The organism is Agromyces aerolatus (assembly GCF_031432255.1).
In the GTDB taxonomy this organism is placed as follows: domain Bacteria; phylum Actinomycetota; class Actinomycetes; order Actinomycetales; family Microbacteriaceae; genus Agromyces.
Genome location: NZ_JAVKGQ010000001.1, coordinates 49,337 through 61,040 on the forward strand (window position 1 = coordinate 49,337; position 11,704 = coordinate 61,040).

Consider the following 11,704-nt stretch of genomic DNA (forward strand, 5'->3'; position numbering starts at 1 on the left):
GTCCCGTAGTATTGACCGCACCTTACTACTGGAGCCCGGTGGACCACTGGATGCCAGTGACTGCCGAGGAGGTACTGCCGTGGCGCAGTTGTTGATCCTGTCACCGGCGGCCGACGAAGACGTCCTTCCCGCTCTCTCGCTCCTGACGCATCGGACGCGCGTGATCCCCGCGTCGCCCGATCAGCTCGTCCGCGCGCCCGAGTCGGACCTGGTGTTCCTCGACGCGCGCACGAACCTCGCGGGCGCGAAGGCGCTCGCGCAGATCCTCCGCACGACCGGGCTGTCCGCCCCGCTCGTGCTCATCGTGACCGAGGGCGGCCTCACCGCGGTGACGCCCGACTGGGGCGTGGACGACGTCGTGCTCGAGCAGGCCGGCCCGGCCGAGGTCGATGCGCGCATCCGGCTCGCGATCGGGCGGGCGAACTCCGCCCAGCCGTCGGAACGGATCCAGACCTCGGGCGTCGTGATCGACGAGGCGAGCTACTCGGCGAAGGTGCACGGCCGCCCGCTCGACCTCACCTACAAGGAGTTCGAGCTGCTGCGGTTCCTCGCGGCGCATCCGTCCCGCGTGTTCACGCGCGAGCAGCTGCTCAGCGAGGTGTGGGGCTACGACTACTTCGGCGGCACCCGCACCGTCGACGTGCACGTGCGGCGGCTCCGGGCGAAGCTCGGCGACCTCGACAGCCTCATCGGCACCGTGCGCAACGTCGGATACCGGTTCAACGTGCACGATGAGGACGAGCAGCCGCAGGTCACCTCCCGTTGACCTGCCGGACACGCCCGCGCTCCCGGCCCGGTGGCATGATGAGGGAATGACCGACACCCTCGACGACGATCGCACGTCCAGCGACTTCGACGACGACTTCGAGCCGTTCGATGTCGAGGGCGCGCCCGAGCTGCCGGCCGAGCGCTACCTCGACCGGGAGCTCAGCTGGCTCGCGTTCAACCAGCGCGTGCTCGAGCTCGCGGAGGACCCGCGGCTGCCCGTGCTCGAGCGGGCGAACTTCCTCGCGATCTTCGCCTCGAACCTCGACGAGTTCTTCATGGTGCGGGTGGCGGGCCTGAAGCGCCGCATCGTCACCGGACTCGCCGTGCCGACCAACGTCGGCCGCGCGCCGGTCGACGTGCTCGAGGACATCTCGAAGGCCGCGCACGAGCTGCAGGAGCGGCACGCCGCCGCCTACCAGGAGCTCGTGAAGCCGGCCCTCGCGGAATCGGGCATCCACGTCGTGGGCTGGTCCGACCTCGGCGAGACCGAGCAGCAGCACCTGCGCGAGTACTTCGCCCAGCAGATCTTCCCGGTGCTGATGCCGCTCGCGGTCGACCCGGCGCATCCGTTCCCCTACATCTCGGGGTTGTCGCTGAACCTGTCGGTGCGGGTCCGCAACAGCCGCACTGGCCGCCAGGAGTTCGCGCGCGTCAAGGTGCCGCAGATGCTGCCGCGATTCGTGCAGGTCAGCGCGACCGAGAAGGTCGACAACGTCCGCTACATCGCACTCGAAGACCTCATCGCGAACCACCTCGGCGACCTGTTCCCCGGCATGGAGATCCTCGACCACCACGTGTTCCGTGTCACCCGCAACGAAGACGTGGAGATCGAGGAGGACGAGACCGAGAACCTCATCAAGGCGCTCGAGAAGGAGCTGCTGCGGCGCCGGTTCGGTCCGCCGATCCGGCTCGAGGTCACCGACGACATGGACGAGGTCACGCTCGGCCTGCTCGTGCGCGAACTCGACATCTCCGAACGCGAGGTATACCGGCTGCCCTCGCCGCTCGACCTCGGCGGACTGTTCGACCTCGCACGCATCGACCGGCCCGACCTGCACTTCCCGACCGCCGTGCCCACCACGAACGCGCAGCTCCAGCCGTCCGAGCCGAACCGACAGGCCGACATCTTCGACGCCGTGTCCCGCAAAGACGTGCTGCTGCACCACCCGTACGAGTCGTTCGCGACGAGCGTGCAGGCCTTCCTCGAGCAGGCCGCCGCCGATCCCAACGTGCTCGCCATCAAGCAGACCCTGTACCGCACGTCGGGTGACAGCCCGATCGTCGAGGCGCTGATCGACGCGGCCGAGTCCGGCAAGCAGGTGCTCGCGCTCGTCGAGATCAAGGCCCGCTTCGACGAGGCCGCCAACATCACCTGGGCGCGCAAGCTCGAGAAGGCGGGCGTGCACGTGGTCTACGGCCTCGTCGGGCTCAAGACGCACTGCAAGCTCGCGCTCGTCATCCGGCAGGAGCAGGGCCGCCTGCGCCACTACAGCCACATCGGCACCGGCAACTACAACCCGAAGACCAGCCGCATCTACGAGGACCTCGGCCTGCTCACGGCCGACGACCAGGTCGGAAAGGATCTCACCCGGCTCTTCAACGAGCTGTCGGGGTACGCCATCGAGAAGAAGTTCAAGCGGCTGCTCGTCGCTCCCCTGCACCTGCGCAAAGGGCTGCTGAAGCTCATCACGGCAGAGACCCGCAACGCCGAAGAAGGCAAGCCCGCGTCGATCCGCATCAAGGTGAACTCGATGGTCGACGAGGCCATCATCGACGCCCTGTACCGGGCGTCGAACGCGGGCGTCCAGGTCGACGTCTGGGTGCGCGGCATCTGCAGCCTCCGGCCGGGCATCCCCGGGCTCAGCGAGCACATCAGGGTGCGCTCGATCCTCGGCCGTTACCTCGAGCACTCGCGCATCTTCTCGTTCGCGAACGACGGCGACCCCCAGGTGTACATCGGCTCGGCCGACATGATGCACCGCAACCTCGACCGTCGCGTCGAAGCGCTCGTGCGACTCACCGACCCCGACCATCTGGCCGAGATCGACGCGCTGTTCGACCAGGCGATCGACGAGCACACGAGCTCGTGGCACCTCGGCGGCGACGGCACGTGGGAACGTCACTCGGCCGACGAGGCCGGCCGCCCGCTCGTCGACCTGCAGGACCGGCTCATGCAGCAGACCGCGCAGCGGTCCCGGCCGCGGCCCGGGAAACGCCGATGACGCGCGCGGTCGAGACGGCGGTCTATGCGGCCGGCGCCGTGTGCTGGCGCGTCATCGACGGCAAGGTGCACATCCTCGTCGTCCACCGCACCGTCTACGGAGATGTCACGATCCCCAAGGGCAAGGTCGACCCCGGCGAGTCGCTGCCGCAGACCGCCGTGCGCGAGATCGCGGAGGAGACCGGGCTGCAGATCGCGCTCGGCGTCCCGCTCGGCGAGTCGCGCTACGCGATGCCGAGCGGGCGGGAGAAGGTCGTCCACTACTGGGCCGCCGAGGTGACCGAACGCGCCGTGCAACGTTCGACGTTCCGGCCGAACGCCGAGATCGCCGCGCTCGAGTGGCTCACCATCAAGCAGGCGCGCGGCTACCTCAGCTACGAGCCGGATGTCGCGATCCTCGACGCGTTCGCCCGCCTCCTCGAACACGGGGTGACGACCACCTTCGCCCTGCTCGTCGTCCGGCACGGCAAGGCCGTCGACAAGGCCGGCTGGCAGGGCGACGACGCCGCGCGGCCGCTCACCGCTCGCGGGGTCTCGCAGGCCGTCGCCCTGTCGCACGTGCTCGGCGCGTGGGCGCCCAAGCGCATCGTGTCGAGCCCCGCCGTCCGCTGCGTCACCACGGTCGCGCCGCTGTCCGCCGCGATCGGCGTGCCGATCAAGCGCGACGAAGGCATCAGCCAGCAGGCCTGGCACGACGGCGACAGCGAGGTCCGCCGGGTCGTCGGCAAGCGCGTGCGGGTCGGCAAGACGGCGGTGCTGTGCAGCCACAACCCCGTGCTGCCCGCGATCATCCGCGAGATCGGCCTCGCGACCGGGACGCCGTTCGGCGCGTACGTCGACGACGCGGCCTCGCTCGAGACCGGGGCATACAGCGTCGTGCACCTCTCGGCGACGAACCCCAGCTCGGGCATCGTGGCGATCGAGACGCATCCGTCGCTCGCCTGACCGTCCCCGGGCGATCGCCTGACCTCGCCTGGGGGACCCCGAACGAGGGCCATGCGCATGCCCGCCGAGTCCCACTGGCAAGCATCCGTTCACCGGCTGTTCACCAACGCGGGGGAAGCTCGTAAGGCGAGCTGCATAGCGTCGCAGGCGGGCCGAGCACCGGCCCACACCCCCTGCAATCGGACCCCTGAAGGGACACTTCACGTGAACGTGAACGTCAAGCGTTTCGGCGCCCCCGCCGTCATCGCCACCGCCGCTGTGCTCGCGCTCAGCTCCTGCGCCTCCAACGAGGGCAACGCCTCCTCGCCCGAGGAGTCGACCTCGTCGCTCGCCGGCAACCTCGTCGGCGCCGGCGCGTCCTCGCAGGACGCCGCACAGCAGGCCTGGATCGCGGGCTTCCAGACCGCGAACCCCGAGGTCACCATCGACTACGACCCGTCGGGCTCCGGCGCGGGTCGCGAGACGTTCCAGGAGGGCGCGAGCGCGTTCGCCGGTTCGGACCGTGCGTTCAACGACGAGGAGATCGCCGAGGGCGGCTTCGCCGCCTGCGCGCCTGACACCGACCTCGTCGAGCTGCCGCTCTACATCTCGCCGATCGCCGTCATCTTCAACCTCGAGGGCATCGACTCGCTCAACCTCGACGCGGCGACGCTCGCTGGCATCTTCAACGGCTCGATCACGACCTGGAACGACCCGGCGATCGCCGGCCAGAACGAGGGCGTCGAGCTTCCCGCCACGGCGATCACGCCCGTGCACCGCTCGGACGACTCGGGCACCACCGAGAACTTCACCGAGTACCTCAACGCCGTCGCACCCGACGTGTGGACCTGGGAGGCCGACGGCGTGTGGCCGCTCGAGTCCGGTGAGGCCGCGCAGGGCACCTCGGGTCTCGTCGACGCCGTGACCAACGGCACCGGCACCATCGGCTACGCCGACGCTTCGCGCGCCGGTGACCTCGGCACCGTCGCGGTGCAGGTCGGCAGCGAGTACGTCGAGTACTCGCCCGAGGCCGCCGCCGCGATCGTCGACGCGTCGCCGCTCGCCGAGGGCCGCGCCTCGACCGACCTCGCCATCGAGCTCGACCGCACCACCGACGCCGCAGGCGTCTACCCGATCGTCCTGATCAGCTACCTCGTCGGCTGCGCCGAGTACGCCGAGCCCGACAACGTCGAGCTCGTCAAGTCGTACTTCTCGTACATCGCGAGCGAGGAGGGCCAGGAGGCCGGTGCCGAGGCCGCCGGTTCCGCGCCCATCTCCGAGACCCTGCGCGAGCAGGTCGTCGCGGCGATCGACGCCATCAAGTAAACACTCCGGGTTGTGCCCGGCCCCGACATCTGCGTTCATGGATTCGGGGCCGGGTACAGCTCGCCTCTCTCTTCCCCCGACAGAACCGAGGACCCGGCCCGATGAGCACCGCCCCCGCACCGATCAAGGCGAAGATGCGCCTCGGTGACCTCGTCTTCTCCCGATCGGCGCTCTTCGCCGGGTCGATGATCCTCATCACCCTGGCCGCCGTCGCGATCTTCCTGATCGTGCAGTCCATCCCGGCGCTGTTCGCGACGAACGAAGACGCATCAATCCTGCCGACGAACTTCTGGGAGTACGTCGGCCCGCTCGTGTTCGGCACCATCTGGGCAGCCGCGCTCGCGCTGCTCATGGCGGTGCCGGTCTCGATCGGCATCGCCCTCTTCATCTCGCACTACGCTCCGCGGCGCCTCGCCTCCGTGCTCGGCTACATCGTCGACCTCCTCGCCGCGGTGCCCTCGGTCGTGTTCGGCCTCTGGGGCATCGGCGTCCTGGCGCCCGCGATCGTCCCCGTGTACGAGTGGCTGAACAGCAACCTCGGCTGGATACCGCTGTTCGGCGGCACCGTCTCGGCCACCGGCCGCACCATCCTCACCGCGGCCGTCGTGCTCGCCGTGATGGTGCTGCCCATCATGACCGCCATCTGCCGCGAGGTCTTCCTGCAGACGCCCGTGCTGCACGAGGAGGCGGCGCTCGCGCTCGGCGCGACCCGGTGGGAGATGATCCGCATGTCGGTCCTGCCGTTCGGCCGACCCGGCATCATCTCGGCCTCGGTGCTCGGCCTCGGCCGCGCACTCGGCGAGACCATGGCCGTCGCCATGGTGCTCTCGGCCTCCCAGGTCATCACCTGGGAGCTGCTGACGTCGGTCAACCCGACCACCATCGCGGCGAACATCGCCCTGAGCTTCCCCGAGGCCTACGGCCTCAACGTCAATGTGCTCATCGCCACCGGCCTCATCCTCTTCATCGTCACCTTCGCGGTCAACGCGGTCGCACGCTGGATCGTGTCGCGTCGCAAGGAATTCTCGGGAGCCAACTGATGACCGTCACGTCCACGCCCCCTGAGACGACGCCGCGCGCGAGCGCGCCCATCGCCAACTCGCTCACCGCCGGCCGCCTGCCGACCGGCGCCCCGTGGATGCTCCTCGGTGCCGCCCTCGTCGTGTCGGGTGTGCTGTTCGGCGTCCTCGCGCTCGGTTCGGGCGAGTACAACTGGATCGGCGCGATCGTCGTCGGTGCCGTGCTCTACATCCCCGCGATCTGGTTGTTCTCGTCGATCGTCGAGGGCCGACGACGTGCGACCGACCGGCTCGTGACCGCGCTCGTCACGGGCGCGTTCCTGCTCGCGATGATCCCGCTGATCTCGCTGATCTACACCGTGCTGAGCCTCGGCCTCGCCCGGTTCGACGCCGAGTTCTTCACGTCGTCGATGCGCAATGTGACCGGCGAGGGCGGCGGCGCGCTGCACGCCATCGTCGGCACGCTCATCATGACCGGCACCGCGGCGGTCATCTCGATCCCGATCGGCCTCATGACCTCGATCTACCTGGTCGAGTACGGCCGCGGCAAGATCGCGCGCGGCATCACGTTCCTCGTCGACGTCATGACCGGCATCCCCTCGATCGTGGCCGGCCTGTTCGCCTACGCGCTGTTCGCGATCTTCTTCGGACCGGGTGTGCGTCTCGGCATCGCGGGCGCCGTCGCGCTCGCGGTGCTCATGATCCCCGTCGTCGTCCGCTCGAGCGAGGAGATGCTCCGGCTCGTGCCGAACGAGCTGCGCGAGGCATCCCTCGCCCTGGGCGTGCCGAAGTGGCTGACGATCGTGAAGGTCGTGCTGCCGACGTCGATCGCCGGCATCACGACCGGCATCATGCTCGCGATCGCCCGCGTCATCGGCGAGACCGCGCCACTGCTCATCGCGGCCGGCTTCACGCAGAGCATGAACTACAACGAGTTCGACGGCCGCATGCAGTCGCTGCCGGTCTTCGTCTATACGCAGTACGCCAACCAGGGCAACCCGCCCGAGGCGTACCTCGACCGGGCCTGGGCCGCCGCGCTCACCCTCATCCTGATCGTCATGGCGCTGAACCTGCTCGCCCGGCTCATCGCCCGCCTCTTCGCGCCGAAGTTCGGCCGCTGATCCCCCTCAGATAGGAAACCGTTCGTGTCCAAGCGCATCGAGGTCCGCGACCTCAACGTCTACTACTCGAAGTTCCTCGCGGTCGAGGGCGTGTCGCTCGAGATCGAGCCGCGCAGCGTGACCGCCTTCATCGGCCCGTCGGGCTGCGGCAAGTCGACCTTCCTCCGCACCCTGAACCGCATGCACGAGGTCATCCCCGGCGCGCGCGTCGAGGGCGAGGTGCTCATCGACGGCAACAACCTGTACGACACCGACGTGGACCCCGTGCTCGTGCGCCGGCAGGTCGGCATGGTGTTCCAGCGGCCGAACCCGTTCCCGACGATGTCGATCAAGGAGAACGTGCTCGCGGGCGTGAAGCTCAACAACCGCCGCATGTCGAAGTCCGACGGCGACGCCCTGGTCGAGAAGTCGCTGCGCGGCGCGAACCTCTGGAACGAGGTCAAGGACCGCCTCGACCGGCCGGGATCGGGCCTGTCGGGCGGTCAGCAGCAGCGCCTGTGCATCGCGCGTGCGATCGCGGTCTCCCCCGAGGTCATCCTCATGGACGAGCCGTGCTCGGCCCTCGACCCGATCTCGACCCTCGCGATCGAGGACCTCATCGAGGAGCTCAAGCAGGAGTACACGATCGTGATCGTGACCCACAACATGCAACAGGCGAGCCGCGTCTCGGACAAGACCGCCTTCTTCAACATCGCGGGCACCGGCAAGCCCGGCAAGCTCATCGAGTACGACCAGACCACGACGATCTTCTCCAACCCGACCGTGAAGGCGACGGAGGACTACGTCTCGGGTCGCTTCGGGTGATCCTCAGCTGATTCGCGGCACGGATGCCTCGGCCCCGCGGTCCTCGGACCGCGGGGCCGTTCGCGTCCCCCGCGGCCCGCTCCGCCACACACCCGCGCTCGGCGCCCAAGCCGCTTTCTTGCTCAGGAGGATCGAGCCGACACTCCGCGGGCTCGGCGCCGACACGCCGGGAACACGGCACGTCTTCCTGAGCAAGCTGGCTGGGGCGAGTCGCGGGGCGGGTCGGCAAGCGGATGCCTCCGGCGAGCCGGGAAACCGCGGCTCGGCCGAGACCTTTCCCTTGGGGTTCCCTGTTCAGGCCCTTGGGATTCCCTGTTCAGGAAGATCCGCACGACACGTCGACTGTGCGGGGCCGACACGCTGACGCCGCGCTGCGGCTTCCTGAGCACGCAGCGGGGTGAGTGGCGCGGGTGGTGAGCGGATGCCTCCGGCGGAGCCGGCGAGGGGTGCGACGCGTCAGTCGCGCGGGGTGAGCAGGTAGGCGTTGAACGCGGCGGTCGTGTCGGCGTCGTAGGGCAGCGGCACGCCGTCGAGCTCGCGGATCCCGGCGGCCAGGCGCACGCTCGACACCAGCCACGCGGCATCCGCCGTGCGCAGCTCGTCGACCGGGATATCCCGGTACTCGACGCGCTCGCCCTGCGCCGTGAGGTGCTCGAAGAGGCTCTGCTGCGTCGTGCCGTGCAGGATCGCGCCCGACGGCGCCGGAGTCGAGTAGACGCCGTCACGGCGCACGATGACCGTCGACGTCGGTCCCTCCATGACGAACCCGTCCGACGAGACGAACACGGTGTCGTCGGCCCCGCGGCGCTTGGCCTCGCGCAGCGCGGCCATGTTGACGGCGTACGACAGCGTCTTGGCGCCGAGCAGCAACCAGGGCGCCCGCTCGGCGGCACCCCGGTCGTAGCCGCGGTCGAGCGTCACGGCACGGATGCCCTGCGTGCGCGGCACGCTGAAGTCGGCCGCGGGCGAGGCCGCGAGCCACGCGGTCGGCGCCGGCCCGTGCTCGACACCGCGGCTCAGCACGAGCCTGATGAAGAACTCGCCGCGCTGCGGCAGCCTGGCGGCCGCCGTGGCGATCGCGGCCTCCCACTGGGCGAGGTTGGGCTCGGGCAGGTCGCAGATGCGCGCCGAATTGCGCAGCCGCTCGAGGTGGGGCCGCACCTCCTGCGCGTGCCCGTCGACGAAGCCGATCGTCTCGAAGATGCCGTCGCCGCGCTGCGTCGACAGCTCCCCCACCCGCAGCGCGGGCTCGCTCGCATCGACCTCGCGGAACGTCGCCGACGCGTCGCCGACCTCAGCATCCGCCGGGACAGGGTCGATGAGCAGGGTCACGATGACAGCCATGCTCCCACCGTAGCCGCGCATCGCACCTCGCCGGTCAAGGAGCGAGCACGCGCATCGAACCTCGCCGGTCGAGTAGCGAGCGAGGAACGAGCACGCGTATCGAGACCCGCCCGGGCAGAGAAATACCGGGCCGCAGAACGCCTCTCGGCGCGAGGCCGCTCGTAGCGGCGAATTTTGGAGCCCGGGGTTACTGCGGCCCGGCCATTCGAGTGTAACCCGGCGCTTCGGCGAGATATTCCAGGGTTGTCGGATCCGCTCGCGGTTCGTACCCTGCGCCGCGGGCGCCGGCTCAGTCGAGCGAGTCGTGGCGCCAGAGGCGCGCGCAGGAGGCGAGCTCGTCGCCGAGCTCGGTGAGGCGCAGGGCGCGCGTGGTGAGAGCTGCGGGGCGGTCGGGGTGCACCGCGTCCGAGGCATCCGCATCGTCGGCGAGGTCGGTGAACCCGGCCGAGGTGACGCGGCAGAACGCGGCAGCGCGCTCGAGCGCGACCGCGAAGTCGCCCGCGAAGACGCCGTGCAGGATCGTGTCCGCGAGATCGCGCACCTCGTCCGGTCCCGTGGGGATCGCCGCCCCCGCGACGACCTGGTCGATCGTGCGCGAGACCTCGGTGCCGCGCTGGAACGCGAGGCTGATGCCGACCGGGTCCTGACGGATGAGGGTACGCAGCAGGTAGAGCCGCCAGAGCGAGCCGGGCAGGCTCTTCGGCGAGGCCTGGGCCCAGAGTTCCGCGATCGTGTCGATGCCGTGCTGGTCGGCGTACGAGACGAGCCGCTCGACGATCTCGGGGTCGGGGTTGGCGCGCACGCGAGCCAGCAACGCCGCGGCGGTGTCGTGCGCGATGCGGCTGAGCTGGGCCGGGTCGTCGCCGCCCTGGTAGGCCTCGAACATCCCGGGCGGGAATCTGGTGGGTCGATGGAAGTCGGCGGGCATCCCGGCCACCCTACCTCCGCTATCCTGATTCGGCGGGCCTCTAGCTCAGTTGGCAGAGCAGCGGACTTTTAATCCGCGGGTCGTGGGTTCGAGCCCCACGGGGCCCACCACCTCTCCCGCGTCATCGCTGGAAAGGCCAAGGGCCCGGACGGTGGAACCGCCGGACCCTTCGTGAAGTTCTAACGGGGAGACCTGCCCCCGTCTTCAGGGTCTATCCTACCTCGCATGCACCAGGGGGTCCACGCGTCCGAGGCAGCTCGGTACCGGCTTCTCGAGCGGCGACTCACCGCCGTGCGGCTCGCGCCGTACGTCCGGGCGGCTCATGGGAATCATCGAGATGCGCTCCGCCTGTACAGGTGGAACATCACCCTGTCCGGCGCCGCCTTCCGAGCCGGGACCCCGGCCGCAGGTATCTGTGGGATCACGCGATCAGCCGCGCTTTTCCACATCTTCAGCGAAGCCCGAAAGAGCTCGTGGCTTCGGTCGATGGGATCTACCAGCTGCGCAATCGGGTAGCGCACCTCGAACCCCTGCTTCGTTCCGGGAACGTTCGCGCACAGTTCGGCAACATGCGCCAGGTGCTTCGCGAGATCGATCCCGTGGCCGCGGAGTGGTTCGTGAGCGTGCAGCAGATCACGACGGTATTGCGCAGCCGCCCACAGCTCTGACAGCGCCACCACAGCGGCGTGCCCCTGTCAAGTCCCTCCTTCGCGGTGCGCGAAGCGGAGAGGATGGGTGCGCGGGGATCGCCAGATCCCGCGGGCGGATCGAACGCTCCGCGCACGGCTCAGACCGGGTGCGGTGTTCCCGGGAGGGAGCGGGTTCGATCCGTCACCACCGCGCGGCGCGAAAGGGCAGGTCGATCATGATGACCCAGACGATGACACCGGCTCCGATCGCGCCGAGCGCTGCACCGAAGCTCGCGCCGTCCGCGAGGGCGAAGCCGCGCGGGGTCGCTCCGGTGACGGTCCTGCCGGTCCGGTCCGAGCCTGCGTCGCCTGCGGCTGCGAGCCCTGAGGGCGATGCACGCGTCGAGCTCGTGCAGCTCAGCGAGGTGACCTGGCGCGTGTGCGACTCGCACGCCACGCCCGGCGAACGGGGCTACATCGTCGGCTACCTCGAGCAGCTGGACGACGAGCTCGAGATGCTGTGGATGCATCCGCGCCCCGGTGTCGTCTACCGGCACGCCGATTTCGATGAGGCGGTGCGCGCGATCTCCATGCGCCTGCGCATGTCGGCGCGCTAGCGG

10 protein-coding genes and 1 tRNA gene are annotated in these 11,704 nt (G+C 69.6%); 9 read left to right on the forward strand and 2 right to left on the reverse strand.

Annotation, left to right across the window (positions count from 1 at the left end; all coding sequences use genetic code 11):
- The first annotated feature begins 79 nt into the window (after window positions 1–79).
- From RH864_RS00215 to pstB, 7 genes are all read left to right on the forward strand, one after another.
- Window positions 80–766 (forward strand): response regulator transcription factor, encoded by a 687-nt coding sequence (locus tag RH864_RS00215; RefSeq protein ID WP_310515497.1) that lies wholly within the window; start codon window positions 80–82, stop codon window positions 764–766.
- Window positions 767–812: 46 nt separating this feature from the next.
- Complete coding sequence (locus RH864_RS00220) at window positions 813–2,990, forward strand: RNA degradosome polyphosphate kinase (RefSeq protein ID WP_310515498.1); 2,178 nt, start codon at window positions 813–815, stop codon at window positions 2,988–2,990.
- Window positions 2,987–3,934, forward strand: a complete 948-nt coding sequence (locus RH864_RS00225; protein WP_310515499.1) for an NUDIX hydrolase — start codon at window positions 2,987–2,989, stop codon at window positions 3,932–3,934. Before RH864_RS00220 ends, RH864_RS00225 begins: the two co-directional genes overlap by 4 nt.
- 210 nt (window positions 3,935–4,144) lie before the next feature.
- A complete protein-coding gene (locus RH864_RS00230; protein ID WP_310515500.1) occupies window positions 4,145–5,239 on the forward strand; it encodes a phosphate ABC transporter substrate-binding protein PstS in 1,095 nt (364 codons plus the stop codon).
- A gap of 101 nt (window positions 5,240–5,340) precedes the next feature.
- Window positions 5,341–6,279 carry a phosphate ABC transporter permease subunit PstC gene (gene pstC / locus RH864_RS00235; protein WP_310515501.1) on the forward strand — a complete coding sequence of 313 codons (939 nt, stop codon included), beginning with the start codon at window positions 5,341–5,343 and terminating at the stop codon, window positions 6,277–6,279.
- Complete coding sequence (gene pstA, locus RH864_RS00240; protein WP_310515502.1) at window positions 6,279–7,379, forward strand: phosphate ABC transporter permease PstA; 1,101 nt, start codon at window positions 6,279–6,281, stop codon at window positions 7,377–7,379. Before pstC ends, pstA begins: the two co-directional genes overlap by 1 nt.
- 24 nt (window positions 7,380–7,403) lie before the next feature.
- Window positions 7,404–8,183 (forward strand): phosphate ABC transporter ATP-binding protein PstB, encoded by a 780-nt coding sequence (gene pstB, locus RH864_RS00245; RefSeq protein ID WP_310515503.1) that lies wholly within the window; start codon window positions 7,404–7,406, stop codon window positions 8,181–8,183.
- Between the two features lie 456 nt (window positions 8,184–8,639).
- Here pstB and RH864_RS00250 read toward each other — a convergent pair whose 3' ends face one another.
- Both RH864_RS00250 and RH864_RS00255 read right to left on the reverse strand, forming a co-directional pair.
- Complete coding sequence (locus tag RH864_RS00250; protein ID WP_310515504.1) at window positions 8,640–9,527, reverse strand: aminodeoxychorismate lyase; 888 nt, start codon at window positions 9,525–9,527, stop codon at window positions 8,640–8,642.
- A gap of 289 nt (window positions 9,528–9,816) precedes the next feature.
- The gene (locus tag RH864_RS00255; RefSeq protein ID WP_310515505.1) at window positions 9,817–10,455 is read right to left on the reverse strand and encodes a DNA-directed RNA polymerase subunit beta; all 639 of its coding nucleotides are present in this window, start codon (window positions 10,453–10,455) and stop codon (window positions 9,817–9,819) included.
- A 34-nt stretch (window positions 10,456–10,489) separates the two neighbouring features.
- On the opposite strand from RH864_RS00255, the gene RH864_RS00260 reads away from it, so the two are divergent.
- Together RH864_RS00260 and RH864_RS00265 are read left to right on the forward strand one after the other, a co-directional pair.
- Window positions 10,490–10,565, forward strand: a tRNA-Lys gene (locus RH864_RS00260).
- Window positions 10,566–11,323: 758 nt separating this feature from the next.
- The gene (locus tag RH864_RS00265) at window positions 11,324–11,701 is read left to right on the forward strand and encodes a hypothetical protein (RefSeq protein ID WP_310515506.1); all 378 of its coding nucleotides are present in this window, start codon (window positions 11,324–11,326) and stop codon (window positions 11,699–11,701) included.
- Window positions 11,702–11,704 lie beyond the last annotated feature (3 nt).

Excerpts from the sequence above, each read along its gene's own strand:
- RH864_RS00225 (WP_310515499.1), top strand. The coding sequence starts at position 2,987 with ATGACGCGCGCGGTCGAGACGGCGGTCTATGCGGCCGGCGCCGTGTGC.
- pstA (WP_310515502.1), top strand. The coding sequence starts at position 6,279 with ATGACCGTCACGTCCACGCCCCCTGAGACGACGCCGCGCGCGAGCGCG.
- RH864_RS00255 (WP_310515505.1), bottom strand. The coding sequence starts at position 10,455 with ATGCCCGCCGACTTCCATCGACCCACCAGATTCCCGCCCGGGATGTTC.
- RH864_RS00265 (WP_310515506.1), top strand. The coding sequence starts at position 11,324 with ATGACCCAGACGATGACACCGGCTCCGATCGCGCCGAGCGCTGCACCG.
- pstC (WP_310515501.1), top strand. The coding sequence starts at position 5,341 with ATGAGCACCGCCCCCGCACCGATCAAGGCGAAGATGCGCCTCGGTGAC.
- RH864_RS00250 (WP_310515504.1), bottom strand. The coding sequence starts at position 9,527 with ATGGCTGTCATCGTGACCCTGCTCATCGACCCTGTCCCGGCGGATGCT.
- RH864_RS00220 (WP_310515498.1), top strand. The coding sequence starts at position 813 with ATGACCGACACCCTCGACGACGATCGCACGTCCAGCGACTTCGACGAC.